Genomic DNA, 15490 nt, shown 5'->3' with positions numbered 1-15490 from the left:
CGGAGGTCTCCCATTGTGATGGGCGCACTGCCAAGCATAGCCCTCAGGGCGAGCGGCATTGCAAACGCTGATTACCGGTAGCTCCGCGACCTGTGTAGCTGCGTTGTGGCGAGGGGATTTATCCCCGTTGGGTCGCGAAGCGGCCCCCGCGTCCGTTCAGACAGGCCGATTTGTCCGGATTGACGACTGCTTCGCAGCCGAACGGGGCGGTGCGACGTTTCTATAAATCCCCTCGCCGATCCATTCGACGTCCGGCCCGAAGCGCGCCTGGCCGCACAGATCCAGCGTCATGTGCACACCCAGCCCCGCACTTTCCGGGGCCGGATACACCAGATGCCGGAACGGCGCCCGACCACTGAAACTGAAATAGCTGCCCTTGCACAATCGTGCCTCGGGAACGTGCTGCGACGGCAAGCCTTCAATCCGGCTCGCCACCTCAGGCGCGGACAGGCCGGCGCAATTGATCAACTCGCGGCAACTCAAAGCCATCGGTTGGGCGCCGCCCATCTGCAGTTCGAAACCTTGCTCGGTGCAACGGGCAGACGCCAGCGGCGTATGAAAAACCAGCGACGTGCCGCTGGCCTCGGCATCCGCCTGAAGCGCCAGCATCAGGGCATGGGAATCGACGATCCCGGTGGACGGCGAGCAGAGCGCAGCGATGCAGGACACTGTCGGTTCAAGTTCCCGCGCCTGTTCGGCGTCCAGCCATTGCAGGTCATCGACGCTCACCTGCCCTGCGCTCCTTTCACGTCAGCCCTCGTTCCCGATAATCGATCAGGCTGGAGAATATCGCCACGCAAAGCAAGCCGCTCGCTTTGCTGGCCTCGCTCCTATACGCCACCGCCAGTATGCACAAGGCCGCCACCAGCGCCGAGCCGCTGAACATGCTGCGCATCACGAGGTTGGGCGAGGCGCCTGCAAACCACCATCTGGCTCGCCGACATGGCGGACTTCGAGGCGATGAACGCCGTGTGGGATGCCTGGGTACCGGCAGGCCACGCTCCGGCCCGCGCCTGCGGCGAAGCAAAGCTGGCAGAGCCAGCGTTATTGGTGGAGATCATCGTGTGTGCGGCGAAGGACTGAGCTTTTTCAGACGCAGGTGTTGGACTGTTAACGCTTCGACAGGGAACTCCTGACGGCCGCCGCGCATCCTAGAATATGAGGTACTTCCTTTTTTGCTTCACGCTTTCAGAGGACACCGTCATGCGCCGTCTGATTATCATCTCTTCCCTTTTGCTGTGTTTACCCTTCGGCTCCGCTATGGCCAAAGTGGATGCGGGCGATGTCGCCACGTCAGCCGGGGTTTCCGCATCGTTGTACTCGACGTTCAAAGACCACAAACTCATGATTCCTGCCCGGGATGACGCCTCCAGCTTCGTTGCCAGTGGCGGCGCGATTCGTGGTGTTTATCTGGAGTCATACTTAAAGCAGATTCGTCAGGAACATCCAGGCCTCAACGCCAGCGACGAAGACCTGGCCAGAGCGATCCTCGTCCAGGAAGGCGTTGCCGCGGGTCAATAAAGGCTGAAAAAGTAGCGGTGGGGCTGCAGCACCCGGATAGCGTTTGCAGCCCTACCTTGCTTCAACACCGGTGGATAATCGCGCCCAACCCGCCACCAATTGCGCGCTGATGCTCACGCCGCCGCACACCACAATCACCACATCATGGGCCTCGGCAATCGCCGGATGGTCCAGGTATCCAATCGCCAACGAAACGCCGCACGCCGGCTCGACCAACTGACGCAGGTCGTTGGCGTAACGCACCACGCCCATGATCGCCTCGTCATCGCTGAGCGCGACACACTCGTGCGGGAAATCGAGGATATGCTGCACCGGCCAGGCGGCCACCTGAGTCGCGCCGAGCGACTTGGCGACCGTATCGATCCGGGGGAATTTGACCGGATGTCCGGCACTGACAGCGGCGGCAAAAGACGCAGAACCCTGGGTTTCACACGCGATGATCCGGCAGTCCATGCGCTTGTGGCGGATCAATCCGGTGAGAATCCCCGCCAGCAAACCTCCGCCCCCTACCGACATCACGAGCGCATCGACCTGAGGGCAATCCTCGAGGATTTCATCGACCATCGTGCTGTGCCCTTCCCACAACACCGGGTGATCGAAGGCCGGTACGTATTCGGTATCAGCGCCCTGCGCGAGTTCTTTGGCCCGTAGATTGGCTTCGTCCCAGACTTTGCCATGGACGATCACCTCGGCACCGGTTTTCCTGATCCGTGCGCGGGTGGTTTCCGGCGTGGTGTGCGGCACCACAATGCAGGCTTTCAACCCCAGTATGGCGGCAGCCACGGCGGTGGCGAACCCGGCGTTGCCGCCGGAAGGACAGATCACTTTGCGTTTCCCTTGCTCCGCTGCCTGGCTGCACAAGAGCCCAATACCGCGAAGTTTGAAAGAGCCGCTCGGTTGCAGGTTTTCCAGCTTGAGCCATATTCGTCGAGATGGGGTCGACAGGTCTGGATGCAGAATCAACGGCGTTCTGATGTGAAGCATGGCGGAGCTCCTTTAGGGTGAACGGTCCTAATCCAAGCTTAGTTCACCCCGCTCCCACGGTTACCGCTTCAGCGATAACGCGGTGCTGCCGTGGAGTTGCCGAACAAACCTGAAAGCGTCTGGCGCTGGGCTTCATAGGCGTCCCACTGGTCGCCTTGGTGCAGGCCCGGAATGGTCACCACTTCGCCTTGCGCCAGGCCCGTCAGCGCGGCGTCGACCATGTCCTGAGCAGACATCACGATCTCTTGCGGCAGGTTTTCCACCGGGTTGCCGGCCTCGCTCCAGAAGTCGGTGGCGGTGGCACCGGGCAATACGGCCTGGATACGAATGCCTTTGTCGGCCAGCTCGCGGTGCATCGATTGGCTCAGGCCGAGGACAAATGCCTTGGTCCCGCCATACACGCCGTTGAGAATTTCCGGGGCGATGGCAACGATCGAGGAGATATTGATCACCGTCCCGGTGCCGCGAGCGACGAAGCCTGGCACCACCGCGTAAGCCAGGCGCATCAACGCGGTCACGTTGAGGGTGATCATGTCTTCCATGTCATCCACGGGGCTGCCGAGCAGCGGCATGACAGCGCCGACCCCGGCGTTGTTGACCAACAGGGTGATACTGGCGTCGGAGCGTAGAATTTCTTCGACCCGCCGCAAGTCGGCCTTGTCTTTCAAATCGGCGGCGACCACTTCCACGGCGCGGCCGGTTTCATTACTCAAGTGGTTGGCCAGGGCGCTCAGTTTCGCCTGGCTGCGGGCGACCAGAATCAGATCGTAACCCTGCCGCGCGAGACGGTCGGCATACACCGCGCCGATGCCCGAAGAAGCGCCAGTGATCAGAGCGGTACCTTTGGATGAGAGGGCCATGTCGATTTCCTTCACAGTGAGGCGATAACTTCGCCGGGTGTGAACCGTTATAAAGGGTCTAACGGCCGTCTCAAATGACGTTTAAAGTACGTTTTTCGGACATGACCTTTTGAGGACATCTCGATGACTTCCGTGGCATTTGTAGTGTTTGAAGGGTTCCAGTCCATGGCGCTGGCGGCCATGCCGGTGTTCGAGTACGCCAATTTCAGCGCTGGCGAAGCGCTCTATGAAGTGAGCGTGATCTCCGAAGATGGCCGCACGTTGCGTGCTTCCGGTGGTTTGAGTGTCGGCACCCAGGCTTTTGATGAGCGAGTGTTCGACACGGTGATTGTGGTGGGCGGCGACGCCATCCTCGAGCAGGCGCCCGAGGGCGTACTGACTTACCTGCGCGACAGCGTTAAAACCGCGCGGCGCACGGCGTCGATATGCTCCGGGGCGTTCGTCCTGGCACAGGCCGGTTTACTCGACGGACGGCGGGCCACCACCCACTGGGCTTATGCACGGGAGCTGCAAGCGCGGTTTCCATCGATCAAAGTCGAAGAAGACCGCATCTACGTCGTCGACGGTTCGATCTGGACCTCCGCCGGGATGACCGCCGGCATCGACCTGGCGCTGGCCATGGTGGAAAAGGATCACGGCGCCGCACTGGCCCGTTCCGTGGCGCAGAAACTGGTGATTTACCACCGCCGCGCGGGCGGCCAGTCGCAGCACTCGGCGCTGCTGGAACTGGAGGCGAAATCCGACCGCATTCAAACCGTGCTCGGCTATGCGCGAGAACACCTCACCGAGACGTTATCGGTGGAGCAACTGGCGGACGTCGCGCGCCTCAGCCCTCGGCAATTCAGCCGGGCCTTTCGGGCGGAAACCGGTCAATCACCGGCCAAAGCCATCGAGAACCTGCGCCTGGAAGCGGCGCGGCAGATGCTGGAACGCGGGCGCCTGACCCTCGATCAGATCGCCGAAGAATCCGGCTTCAGCGACTGCCGCCGCATGCGCGAAGCCTTCCTTCGGGCGTTCGGACAGCCGCCGCAGGTGATTCGGCGTAATGCCAGGGCCGGGTTGAACGCGTGAGAGGCGCCGGGTCTCTAAACTGAAAAGAATCAGACGAGGTGCTTATGAAAATCTCAGCCAAATTGGCATTTTTCGCCGTTGTTTCCACCCTCGCCTACCTTGGGCTCGCGGTGTGGGGGCTTGGCGGATTCTCGGCATTTTTCTCTCATGCACCGCTGGTGGTTATTGTGTTTGCCACTTTGGTGATGGCCATCGCGTCCATGTTCACTGAGGTCAACCTGAGTTCCGGTGAACAGGAAGACCGGGCCAATCGTTGGGTGCTGCCGGCGTTCGGGGTGATCGGTCTATTGAGCGGGTACCTGCCGGCCTACACCGACCGGATCGATTTCTGGACCTTTGGTGGCGAAGGTGTGCGCTGGCTCGGGGCATTACTGTTCATCATCGGCGGCACGCTGCGGCTGTGGCCGGTGTTTGTGCTGGGTAAGCGTTTCAGTGGACTGGTGGCGATTCAGCCGGGGCACACGCTGGTCACCGACGGGATTTATCGCACCTTGCGCAACCCCAGTTATCTGGGGCTGATGATCACTGCAGTGGGCTGGGCCCTGGCCTTTCGCTCCGGCGTTGGCCTGTTGCTGGCCGCGGTGACGCTGATCCCGCTGATCGCCCGCATTCACGCCGAAGAAGGGCTGTTAAGGGCGCAGTTCGGCAACGAATACGAGGCTTATTGCGCCCGCAGTTGGCGGTTGATTCCCGGGGTTTATTAGACATCCACATTAGATTTTCTGTAGGCGGACATGCCCGTCGGGGTCCACTAGCGTGATAACTAACTCATAGCTGGCAATCGTGGCATGCGGGGTCTGGAGCGGATGGTCGTGGGTCGCGGTCACCACGATAAGGCCCGCGCCCGCCGCCTCGGCGGCGAGAATGCCCACGGTGGCGTCTTCAAAAATCAGGCAATCGGCCGGTTCGACGCCCAAGCGCTTGGCCGCCAGTCGATAGCCCGCGGGATCAGGCTTTCCGGCACTGACGTCTTCGGCAGTGACCATCACCAAAGGCACTGGAATACCCGCCGCGGCCATCCGCCGCAACGCCAATGCCTTCGGCGCGGAGGTGACGATCGCCCACTGGTTGGCGGGCAGCGATTTCAGGAAATTCGCCGCGCCAGGCACCTCGATGATCCCCTCGACATCCTCGATTTCCGCCTCGGTGATGAACGCCGCTTCAGCCGCGGCATCCACCCCGGGCAACGCCAGACGATTGATGGTGTCGATGGCGCGAACACCATGGATGGTGGGCAGGAATGAGTCGACATCGACGCCGTGGCGCAAGGCCCAGGCCGCCCAGATCCGCTCGGCAGCGGCGATGGAATTGAGGACGGTGCCATCCATATCGAACAGAAAAGCGCGGAGCGGGGTATTGAAGACAGATTCTTGAGCAGACAAGGGGGAGCTTCCTCTCGCAAGTGCCAGGCGGGTTCGCCGAACAATGTAGCATTTGCGAGGAGCTGCCGAACGCGGTCCGAGCCTTCGGCAACTCCTGAAGAGGACTTCCTTGCTAAGTGGGACGCGGTGCGTCAACAGGCGGGGTGCCGTCGTGAAACATCGTCTTCAATTGAGCACGCAGTTCCGGTGAGTCGGTGTGCTTGTGAACACTGACCGCATGCTGTGCGGCGGCTTCGAGCAGTTCGTTTTCAGAGTCTGCGGACAGTGCGACCGAGCATTTGGCATCGCTTGGAAACTCGCGGCAGTCGATGTATTTACGCGCCATGATCTTCTCCTCCCTACGACGAAGGCAGGCCTTGGCCTGCGTGAACGATCACTCGACGCGCCACCCCATACATCAAACACGATTGCATGTCACACCGAGTGTGCCGACTCTTGAAGTATAGGCCCGCCACATTCTACAGGGTATGTTTCGACTTCAAGGCACCTTCCACACAGTCCAGCAACTGCCCAAGTGCCCACGGTTTCTTGATGAACGACACCGAATGCCTAACCCCGGCGCTTTCCGGCGTTTCGAAACCGGACATGATCATGATCGGTTTGTCGGGCCAGCGGTCGCCAAACAGATTGGCCAGGTCCGCACCATTGAGTTTGCCCGGCATGGTGATGTCCGTGAGCAATAGACGGACGCCCCCCGAATGTTGCTCCAGGTACGCGGATGCGGCATCCGCGCTGATCTGCGGTTCGACCACAAAGCCTTCGTCCTGAAGAATTTCGCAGAGAAACTCCAGGATCAGCGGGTCGTCCTCAACCACAAGAATCAACCCGCCAAGGAGATGATCGCCCGCTGTCGATACTGGTCTCATGACTGTGCCACTCCCTGATTGCCTGAATGATTTCGCGCGCTTAAATCCGCTGCCTATCAGGTATGAGCAGCGGACTTCGCGGAAATTCATTTTTGATACAAGCGGGCGATGAAATCAGGCGCCATACAGTGGTGTATGGGCGCCTGCAAACCAGGGTCTGGCCTCGACGGAGGGTGTTCGGATCAGTACGAAGGAGCCTCTTTTTTCATTGTGTCCTTGGACATCGCGTCCTTCTTCATTCCGTCCTTGCTCATGGCGTCCTTGGACATGTTGTCTTTCTTCATCGCGTCCTTGGACATGTTGTCTTTCTTCATCGCGTCCTTGCTCATGGAATCCTTGGTCATGGCGTCCTTTTTCATCGTGTCTTTGTGCATGGCGTCTTTAGACATTGAATCCTTGCTCATGCTGTCGTTGCTCATGCCGTTATTGGTTGTAGCATCGGCGGCAAACACGCTGGCGGTGCCAAACGCCAGGCACATGGACAGTACGGTGGTCGCTAACTTTTTCATGATGGAACTCCTTGAAGCACAGGTTGCGAATGAGCGCAGCGGGCGCTGCGCAGTGAAGTGGCCAGGCGCCATCAGCTACCACCGAACCAGTTGTAGCCCTGGTCTTCCCAGTAGCCACCCGGATAGGTGTTGGTGACGAACATCGCCTGAATATGTTTGGGATTCTTGTAGCCCAGCTTGGTGGGCATGCGCAGTTTCATCGGGAAGCCGTACTGGCGAGGCAGCACCGCGCCGTCATAGGTCAGCGTCAACAAGGTTTGCGAATGCAGTGCGGTGGCCATGTCGATGCTGGTGTAATAGTCGTCCGCGCATTTGAAGCCGACAAATTTGGCATCCGTGTCGGCACCGACCCGCTTCAGGAAATCACTGAACCGTACGCCGCCCCAGCGCCCGATCGCGCTCCAGCCTTCGACGCAGATGTGTCGGGTAATCTGTTCGGTCTGGGCCATGGCGCGCAGCTCTTCGAGGCGCCAGCTGCGCTTGTCGGCGACCATGCCGGTCACTTCCAGTCGATAACTCTCTTCCTCCACCGTCGGTGCCTCGTCGATGCCGTAAAAGGCATTGAACGGAAACGGCCGGGTGATCATTGACTCGGGATAGGTCGGCGCCAGTGCATTGGGGTTGAACAACCAGCCCTGCACCCGATCGTTGAACCGGGACATGGAGGACAACGCGGTGTCGACGCTTTCGTTGTCGGTGAGGTTGCAGCCGGACAACATGGCCACGCCGCCGAGGGTCAGGCTGCGCATCAGGAACGAGCGTCGTGAGCGGTCCTCGATCTGTGGGGCAATGATTTTCCTGGCATCTGTCAGGATGGACGACTCGTCCAGCCCTGAGCCTTGAATGCGCTGTTTCATACGACCTCCTTGCGACCGACAATCATGGCCCACAACGTTTTGGGAACCAGCGCGACCATCACCAGATGAACCGCGACAAAGGCCACCAACAGCGACATCGCAATGAAGTGCACGTGCCGCGCGACTTCGTAACCGCCCAGCAGTTCACGCAACAGCGGAAACTGGACGGATTTCCACAACACCAACCCGGAAATCACCAGCAGCGTGATGTCGATCATCACGAACAGGTACGCCACCCGTTGCACCTGGTTGTAATGACTCAGATCGGCATGCCCCAACCGCCCTCTCAACGCGGCCCACAAGTCATGCAGGACACCTTTAGGTGAGACCGGGAAAAAGCGCCGTTTCAGACGACCACTGACGAGGTTGATGATCAGGTAGACAAGACCGTTGAAGGCCAGAAACCACATCGCTGCGAAATGCCATTGCAACGCGCCACCGAGCCAGCCACCCAACGTGATTGCCTTGGGAAAACTGAAGTCATAAAGCGGAGACGCGTTATAGATTCGCCAACCGCTGGTGACCATGACCAGCACCGCCAGGGCATTCAGCCAGTGGGTCAGCCGTAGCCAGCGGGGATGGCTGCTGACGGGTGAAACAGGTAACGGCGACATGTTCGGCTCCCGGCGGTTGATCGTTGGAGCCAAGTATGCGAGCCGACAGATCGCCAAATCCTCACGTAAAGTTAAATAAAACGTGATAACTCTCGGTGCCTTGCAGCGGTCCTTGCACCGCAATTATGTTTAAAATGCCGCCCCCTCACATTGCCGACGCTGCCCGATGAACTCAGACGCCCTCTCCACCCTCCACGACCATTTACTGACGGCCCTGGCAACTGCCTCCGCAGAAACCCGCCGGCTGTTCCATGGACGGGGCCGGTGTTGGCCGGGGCTGGAGCAATTGACCGTCGATTGGCTGCAGGGCGTGGTGCTGGTGTCTCTGTTCAAGGAACCCGAAGCATCGCAACTGGACGCGCTGAAACAGAAGCTGATGGACATCGCGCAATCGCCTGCGTGGACGCAATCCGGCGCGCACACGCTCCTGTTGCAACATCGCTATCTGGTGCAAAGCACCACCGAGTGGCTGTTGGGGGACGCGATCGACGAGATGACGATCACCGAGGGCGGCCTGCATTACCGGGTGGACCTGGGCCGCAAACAGAACACCGGCCTGTTCCTCGACATGCGTTACGGCCGCGACTGGGTGCGGGCCAATGCCCAGGGCAAGCGTGTGCTGAATCTGTTCGCCTACACCTGCGGATTCTCGGTGGCGGCCATCGAAGGGGGTGCGACGCACGTAGTCAATCTGGACATGTCCAGCCCGGCCCTGAGCCGTGGTCGCGACAATCACCGGCTCAACGGCCACGACCTGAGCAAGGTGACGTTCCTCGGTCATGACCTGTTCAAATCCTGGGGCAAGGTGATCGGCAAGGGCCCTTACGACCTGGTGATCATCGACCCGCCGTCGTTTCAGAAAGGCAGTTTTCTGCTGACCAAGGACTACCAGCGCGTGCTGCGCCGCCTGCCGGAATTGCTCAGCCCTCAGGGCACGGTGCTGGCGTGCATGAACGATCCGGCGTTCGGTGCGGACTTCCTCATCGACGGCGTCACCCGCGAAGCACCGAGCCTGCGTTTCGAGCAACGGCTGGACAATCCGCCGGAGTTTCCCGATGCCGATGTTGAATGCGGGTTGAAGGCGTTGGTGTTCAGGCTGGAGGATTGATTTCTGCTTTCTGTGTGCGAGCCTGCTCGCGAAGGTGTCGTGTCAGCCAACATCAATATTGAATGTGCCGCCCTCTTCGCGAGCAGGCTCGCTCCCACAGGAGACTTGCAGTGCTCCCTCCAGTCAATGCGGCTGCAACACCAATCCGCCAGTTCTTCTTGCTCGGCACCAGCAACCGCAGCGTGTCGACCAGCACACGCCAGAACCCGTCCTGCCCCAAGGCTCCAAATACCCGCGCCAGTCCTTGGTGCACCGGTAACTCTTTCAACAACGCGTCCACGCCCTACCCCTTTCGAGTAACCCATGATGGGAATGGGTGAGTCCACTCCCTGCCGATACGCTGCAAGCACCTGATCATCACCGGCCTGCAGCAGGCCAGGAGTGCCGCATCATGAGTCGTCACCGCTCGTATATCAATCTTGGACTGGGCGCCTGTTTGTCGGTCTCTTTATCGGCGGTTGCCGCCGAGGGCCCGACGGTTCACGTCTACAATTGGTATGACTACATTGGCCCTACGACCCTGCAGGATTTCAAGCGTGACACCGGGATCGCGCCGGTTTACGACACCTTCGACAGTGCCGAAGTTCTGGAGGGAAAATTGCTCGCCAGCCGCAGCGGCTACGACGTGGTGGTGGTTGACACTCCGCTATCGCGAGCAAGCTCGCTCCCACAGGTACCGCGCCCAACCTGGCCCGCTTTTTCTGCCACGAGATGAGAGAAACGATGAAACCACGTGCCCGCGACCTGAACATCCAGTTCGGCCAACTGCAACCCGGCCCCCTCAACGCCATCACCGATGTGCCCGGCGTGCGGGTCGGCCACAGCAATGTGCGAGGACGAACCGCGAACGGTCGCGACATTTTGACCGGCGTCACCGTGATCGAGCCGCGTGCCGGTTCCACCAGCCTGCAACCGGTTTGCCGGCGTCCATGTGCTCAACGGCAACGGCAACGGCGACGCGACCGGTCTTGAATGGATTCGCGAAGCAGGCCTTTTGACCAGTCCGATCGCCTTCACCAACACCCACAGCCTGGGTGTGGTGCGCGATGCGCTGGTGGCGCTGGATCGCCAGAACCAGCCCGATGATGGGCGACTCTACTGGAACATGCCGGTAGTGCTGGAGACCTTCGACGGTCTGCTCAACGACATCAACGGTTTCCACGTGAAGCCTGAACATGTGGCCGAAGCCCTGCGCACGGCGATGGGTGGTCCGGTAATCGAAGGCACCGTCGGCAGCGGCAGCGGCATGATCTGCCACGAACTCAAGGGTGGGATCGGCACCGCTTCGCGGCAATTGAACCGTGCTCAGGGCGGCTGGGCCGTCGGCGCCATCGTCCAGGCCAACCATGGCATCCGCAACGAACTGCGGGTCGACGGTTACCCGGTCGGGCGCTACATGGAAAAGGCCGACTCGCCATTTCTCAAGGCGTCCTTGCCGCATCCGGGTATGGGCTCGATCGTCGTCTGCCTGGCCACCGATGCACCGTTGCTGCCGCATCAGTGCACGCGCCTCGCGCAGCGCGCCAGCCTCGGCCTGGCCCGCACCGGCGGCGGCGGCAATGAAGACCACAGCGGAGACATCTTCATCGCCTTCGCCACCGGCAATCAACACGTGCCGCCGGCCGCTTACGAGAGTAAGCGTGCGCCGACCACCGACAACCTGAGCATGGTCAACAACGACCACATCAGCGATGTTGTTCCTGGCCGCCACCGAAGCGATGGTGGAAGCGATCATCAATGCCTTGCTGGCCTCCGACGCCGCCGAAGGCTATGGCCATGCGGTGCCGGGACAGGATGCCGGGACGCGGCTCAACGCCTTGCGTCGGGCGGGCTGGCCGGGAGAGCAGGTCTAACAGGATTGAGGTGTCTGGAGGCCGCAAAGAGCTCGCGACCGAGTTTTTTCGCGGCGTCCAGGTGCGCCGTTGGGTCCTGAATTTCCGATTCGAGCAGCAGCTCGGACGTCACCACCCGCGCACCGCAATAATCAAAAATCCCATGGTCAATCTGCGTCTTCATGGCGTCGGCATAACCGTGCCGGACGTAGGTTGCAGCGTCGGCACCGCCCAAACCGATCAGGTGAACCCGCAGGTGGCCAAGCTTCTTCTCCAGCTTGGCATCCGCAGTGAAGTCGAACGCCCAGCCGTTGGCGAACACCCGATCAATCCAGCCCTTGAGCAGCGCCGGCATCGACCACCAGTAGACCGGATAAACCAGCACCACCGCATCGGCGCGGTCTATCCGAGCTTGCTCGGCAACCACATCAGCAGGAGGCGGCGACTCCCGGTGATGCACCGCCAGATCAGCGACGCTGAACCTCGGATCGAACCCTTCGGCTGAGAGGTCGGCGATTTCAACGGTATGACCGGGATCGTCCAGGGTGATGCCCTGAGCGACTTGCGCAACCAGGCTATGGGTAAGCGAACGAGGATCGTGATGAGCCACAACGATAAGCGCGTGCATGCTGGAAACTCCTGATTGAGAGCACAAGGCGGACCTTATATACTCTTGGTAAGTTACGATCAGTAAGTTACTTTTGGTACATAGCCATGTCAACCACAGAAACAGACGCGCAAGATTCCACGCCGCAACCGCGACGACGAATGTCCCGGGAGGACCGCCAACGCCAGTTGCTGGACGTCGCCTGGCAACTCGTTCGGGAAGAAGGTACGGACGCGCTGACATTGGGGCGCCTTGCCGAGCAAGCAGGGATCACCAAACCGGTGGTTTACGATCACTTCACGACCCGGCCCGGGTTGCTGGCGGCGCTCTACCAAGACTTCGATGCCCGACAGACAGCGCTGATGGATACGGCACTTCAGAGCAGCGAACCGACTTTACCCGGCACCGCCAGGGTGATTGCTTCGTCGTACGTTGACTGCGTGCTGCTTCAGGGCAACGAGATTCCCGGGGTCATCGCTGCACTGGCCAGCTCCCCGGAACTGGAGAAGATCAAGCGTGAGTACGAAGCGATTTTCCTGAACAAATGCCGAACCACCCTCGCCCCTTTCGCTGGCGCGGGTGAGATCAAGGCAGCGGGAGTGCGGGCGATGCTCGGTGCGGCGGAAGCCTTGTCACACGCCGCCGCGAATGGGGAAATCAGCGCCGTGCAGGCACAGGACGAACTGTACGAAACCATCATCGCAATGGTCGAAAGAAGTGCCCGTGGCGACGTTGGAAAAATCGCGGAAACTGACGCTGGAAAGATCGATTCGACTAGCGGTACTTGAGCGCCAACCCCCAACTTTCTACGATGATTCTACGCAGCCGCTTGTTTGCTCAAGCCGTTGCGTAAGTGGTGAGTGAAATGAACCCCTACCAAGCTCACCACTTGTTTCATGCGCATCTTGAGCCTCGAGGGCTCTACTTCCTCCCCATCAAAGAGCTTTGAGGCTCTTTTTTTATCTGCATGAATGCCAGACACAAAAAAGCCCTTGGCGCGTTGTTCGCACCAAGGGTTTTTTTTACGTTGAGTCGAAGCGACTAGACCAGCCGCAGCCGAGGGGAAGGAGCTGACACCGCACCTTCACCGAGTCGCTCCCGCACAAACTCGTTCGCCTTGCGCGTCATCTGGTCCAGATGCCGGTCACGCTGTTTTTCCGCATCGAGCATGGCCCGCTTGCCGTGTTTTTGCAGCAGGTACGTATGAATCTGCCGCACCTCGTGCGAGCTGTAGATCCACGCCACGTCCAGCACGGCCATCAAGCCGTCTGTGCCGTGGTCGCCGGTGTTCATCAGCACTTGAGTAGCGCGCACGCCCACTACCTGAAACCCCATAGCCTCAAAATAAGGAACCTTGGCGACCGCGCACGTCAGCTCGGCATGAGGGTAGCGGCCGACCATCTCCCGCAGCATCTTTCGGGCGACACCCTGACGCCGATGGCTGGCACTCACCGCCATATACGCAACACCGCATGCATCGGGATCGTCCTTGACCGGCAGGTACAGCAGGAAGCCGACGACCTTCTCCGGGTCGTCTTCGTCGGTCGCGACGAGCAATTCCACCGCAATCCCTTTCACCCCGTTCAATGCTTCCAGATAGAGGTGAACCTCGTAGCCGATCGCGTACTGGTACACGTTGTACAACAGATTGCTCGGCGCGATAGCGACCATGCTGATGTCGGTCAGATAATCGACCACCATCTGCAGGATCTGGCTATTGATGTGCTCGGGGCACGGGGATTTGAAATGGGTGATCTGTGGCATTCGTGGCTCTGACTCTGGGGCGGACGTGAAGAGTGTGTTCGCGGGCGTGCCTATCATAACGTGCTGTCTTAGCTTTACCCGCAAAACCTGGCCTTATTGATCGTTCCCCCGACAGTGAGGAATATCCCCCATTTGCAAATACTGCCTTTACACGCCGACAACATAAAACTCATACAACTTACTGATTATTAATAGTTTTCTCCTCATATCAGGGTATGGCTCGGCTTTTGCGTCGGTCTTTGCAACGCAGCTGCCATTTGGGTCAGACGCGAGGGGAAAACCATGAAAATCGCAGCACCGGAGCACAGCTCACTCGCCTTCTTTCGAGGGCCGGGAGCCTTCTCCGTGATGCTAATCACCTTCAGTCTGACCACGGTCAGTACTGCACCGCTCGATGATTTCGGGCCTCCAACACCGACGGATCCCTCAGCCGACCGCCACGTTGTGTGGCGGTGACAGGCAGAGAACGACCCATTGCTGCCGGTGGCGATAGGCAGAAATCGGCCCAGAGTGTGTAAAAACGCCTGATTGGGTTTTTATTTTGACGCCCAAAGGCCGTGCGGACGTTTCGCAAACTGATCAATACCACGACGCCTCCAGGAACAGTTAAAACGGCTCAACAGCCTCTTAAAGTCATTTGGAGGGGGGTAAAAAAGACCGGTTTTTACGCCGTTAGCGCTTTCATCAAGCCAGTAGTGCCGAGGATTTTCATGACCCGTTTCAGGTTGTAGGCGAGCACATTCAAGCTCATCTCTGCACTCACCCCGTTAAGTTTCCGGGTCAGAAAGTGCGTCGCACCCATCCATTGCTTGAGCGTCCCGAAGGGATGCTCAACCGTTCGTTTTCGGATCCGCATCATTTCCGGCGCGTTGCTCAGCCTGTTCTGCATTTCCTCCAGTACGGCTTCATGCTCCCAGCGTCGAACCCGCCGTTCCGTGCTCGGTGTGCACTGCGGTTTCATTGCGCAACCCCGGCATTTCGAACTCCAGTAGCGGTGCAACTTCAGGCCTTTTTCAACGTTGGTATAGCGCCAGATCAGCGCCCCTTCAGCCGGGCAAATGTATTCGTTTTTTGCCGCGTCATAGATAAAGGCATCATTATTGAAACGCCCGTCGGCCTTAGCTCCAGAGGTCATCGGCTTTGGCACATAGGCAGTGATGCCTGCATAGTGACAAGCCAGGATTTCTTCGCTTTTGAAGTAACCTCGGTCAGCCACTACCGACAGCGTTTCTGACGCCATCGCCTCGCGGGCCTGCTTGGCCATCGAGCTGAGTTGATCGCGGTCGGAACCGACGTTGATAACCTCATGCGCAACGATCAAATGGTGCTGGGTATCGACCGCTGTCTGTACGTTGTAACCGACGATTCCCGTGCCGCGAGTCATAATGTGGGGATTCCATGACCATCCGGACACCCATTCCACCAACATCCGGACACTGATTCCACGCTGATCCGGACACTCATTCCACGAGCATCCGGACACCGATTCCACGGCCATCCGGACACTTTCAGGCA

At 59.6% G+C, this 15490-nt stretch carries 16 protein-coding genes and 5 pseudogenes; 8 read left to right on the top strand and 13 right to left on the bottom strand.

Annotated features, from left to right (window positions below):
• Positions 1-162 precede the first annotated feature (162 nt).
• Positions 163-723 (bottom strand): annotated as a pseudogene (locus tag FQ187_RS20220) (NAD(P)/FAD-dependent oxidoreductase); the annotation flags it as partial.
• A 192-nt stretch (positions 724-915) separates the two neighbouring features.
• Between FQ187_RS20220 and FQ187_RS20210 the strand changes: the two are divergent.
• A pseudogene (locus FQ187_RS20210) lies at positions 916-1083 on the top strand (Rid family hydrolase); the annotation flags it as partial.
• Positions 1084-1203: 120 nt separating this feature from the next.
• Positions 1204-1521 carry a DUF2388 domain-containing protein gene (locus tag FQ187_RS20205; RefSeq protein WP_111449117.1) on the top strand — a complete coding sequence of 106 codons (318 nt, stop codon included), beginning with the start codon at positions 1204-1206 and terminating at the stop codon, positions 1519-1521.
• A gap of 51 nt (positions 1522-1572) precedes the next feature.
• On the opposite strand, the gene FQ187_RS20200 is transcribed toward FQ187_RS20205, so the two are convergent.
• A complete protein-coding gene (locus FQ187_RS20200; protein ID WP_149630830.1) occupies positions 1573-2505 on the bottom strand; it encodes a pyridoxal-phosphate dependent enzyme in 933 nt (310 codons plus the stop codon).
• 68 nt (positions 2506-2573) lie between these two features.
• Positions 2574-3365 carry an SDR family oxidoreductase gene (locus FQ187_RS20195; protein ID WP_149630829.1) on the bottom strand — a complete coding sequence of 264 codons (792 nt, stop codon included), beginning with the start codon at positions 3363-3365 and terminating at the stop codon, positions 2574-2576.
• A 123-nt stretch (positions 3366-3488) separates the two neighbouring features.
• Between FQ187_RS20195 and FQ187_RS20190 the strand changes: the two genes are divergently transcribed.
• A complete protein-coding gene (locus FQ187_RS20190; protein WP_149630828.1) occupies positions 3489-4436 on the top strand; it encodes a GlxA family transcriptional regulator in 948 nt (315 codons plus the stop codon).
• A 44-nt stretch (positions 4437-4480) separates the two neighbouring features.
• Positions 4481-5140: an isoprenylcysteine carboxylmethyltransferase family protein gene (locus tag FQ187_RS20185; protein ID WP_149630827.1), complete on the top strand. Its 660-nt coding sequence runs from the start codon at positions 4481-4483 to the stop codon at positions 5138-5140.
• Positions 5141-5149: 9 nt separating this feature from the next.
• On the opposite strand, the gene FQ187_RS20180 is transcribed toward FQ187_RS20185, so the two are convergent.
• From FQ187_RS20180 to FQ187_RS20155, 6 genes are all read right to left on the bottom strand, one after another.
• Complete coding sequence (locus FQ187_RS20180; protein WP_149630826.1) at positions 5150-5818, bottom strand: HAD-IA family hydrolase; 669 nt, start codon at positions 5816-5818, stop codon at positions 5150-5152.
• A 112-nt stretch (positions 5819-5930) separates the two neighbouring features.
• A complete protein-coding gene (locus FQ187_RS20175; protein WP_149630825.1) occupies positions 5931-6143 on the bottom strand; it encodes a DUF1059 domain-containing protein in 213 nt (70 codons plus the stop codon).
• A 133-nt stretch (positions 6144-6276) separates the two neighbouring features.
• Positions 6277-6684, bottom strand: coding sequence for a response regulator (locus FQ187_RS20170; RefSeq protein ID WP_149630824.1), 408 nt, complete (start codon positions 6682-6684; stop codon positions 6277-6279).
• A gap of 182 nt (positions 6685-6866) precedes the next feature.
• On the bottom strand, positions 6867-7193 hold the full coding sequence (locus FQ187_RS20165) for a pentapeptide MXKDX repeat protein (RefSeq protein ID WP_149630823.1): 327 nt from the start codon (positions 7191-7193) through the stop codon (positions 6867-6869).
• 71 nt (positions 7194-7264) lie between these two features.
• Entirely contained in the window at positions 7265-8050 is a 786-nt protein-coding gene (locus tag FQ187_RS20160; protein WP_149630822.1) for a molybdopterin-dependent oxidoreductase, read from the bottom strand.
• Positions 8047-8664 carry a cytochrome b/b6 domain-containing protein gene (locus FQ187_RS20155; RefSeq protein ID WP_149630821.1) on the bottom strand — a complete coding sequence of 206 codons (618 nt, stop codon included), beginning with the start codon at positions 8662-8664 and terminating at the stop codon, positions 8047-8049. The genes FQ187_RS20160 and FQ187_RS20155 overlap by 4 nt, the downstream gene beginning before the upstream one ends.
• A 166-nt stretch (positions 8665-8830) precedes the next feature.
• On the opposite strand from FQ187_RS20155, the gene FQ187_RS20150 reads away from it, so the two are divergent.
• Positions 8831-9772, top strand: a complete 942-nt coding sequence (locus FQ187_RS20150) for a class I SAM-dependent methyltransferase (RefSeq protein ID WP_149630820.1) — start codon at positions 8831-8833, stop codon at positions 9770-9772.
• A 163-nt stretch (positions 9773-9935) separates the two neighbouring features.
• Here FQ187_RS20150 and FQ187_RS20145 read toward each other — a convergent pair.
• Positions 9936-10052 (bottom strand): annotated as a pseudogene (locus FQ187_RS20145) (helix-turn-helix transcriptional regulator); the annotation flags it as partial.
• A 111-nt stretch (positions 10053-10163) separates the two neighbouring features.
• On the opposite strand from FQ187_RS20145, the pseudogene FQ187_RS20140 reads away from it, so the two are divergent.
• Positions 10164-10472: pseudogene (locus FQ187_RS20140) on the top strand (polyamine ABC transporter substrate-binding protein); the annotation flags it as partial.
• A 23-nt stretch (positions 10473-10495) separates the two neighbouring features.
• Positions 10496-11625, top strand: a pseudogene (locus tag FQ187_RS20135) (P1 family peptidase).
• Here the strand turns inward: FQ187_RS20135 and FQ187_RS20130 are convergent.
• On the bottom strand, positions 11582-12232 hold the full coding sequence (locus tag FQ187_RS20130) for an NAD(P)H-dependent oxidoreductase (protein ID WP_149630819.1): 651 nt from the start codon (positions 12230-12232) through the stop codon (positions 11582-11584). The pseudogene FQ187_RS20135 and the gene FQ187_RS20130 overlap by 44 nt on opposite strands.
• Positions 12233-12318: 86 nt before the next feature.
• Here FQ187_RS20130 and FQ187_RS20125 point away from each other — a divergent pair, with 86 nt between their 5' ends.
• The gene (locus FQ187_RS20125; RefSeq protein ID WP_149630818.1) at positions 12319-12999 is read left to right on the top strand and encodes a TetR/AcrR family transcriptional regulator; all 681 of its coding nucleotides are present in this window, start codon (positions 12319-12321) and stop codon (positions 12997-12999) included.
• Between the two features lie 253 nt (positions 13000-13252).
• On the opposite strand, the gene FQ187_RS20120 is transcribed toward FQ187_RS20125, so the two are convergent.
• Both FQ187_RS20120 and FQ187_RS20115 read right to left on the bottom strand, forming a co-directional pair.
• Positions 13253-13975 carry a GNAT family N-acetyltransferase gene (locus tag FQ187_RS20120; protein ID WP_149630817.1) on the bottom strand — a complete coding sequence of 241 codons (723 nt, stop codon included), beginning with the start codon at positions 13973-13975 and terminating at the stop codon, positions 13253-13255.
• Between the two features lie 664 nt (positions 13976-14639).
• A partial coding sequence (locus FQ187_RS20115; protein ID WP_256667371.1) for a transposase occupies positions 14640-15490 on the bottom strand: 851 nt, incomplete at its 5' end.

It is taken from the genome of Pseudomonas sp. ANT_J28, from assembly GCF_008370005.1.
Lineage (GTDB): Bacteria > Pseudomonadota > Gammaproteobacteria > Pseudomonadales > Pseudomonadaceae > Aquipseudomonas > Aquipseudomonas frigoris.
This window is presented reverse-complemented; position numbering and strand designations above follow the sequence as displayed.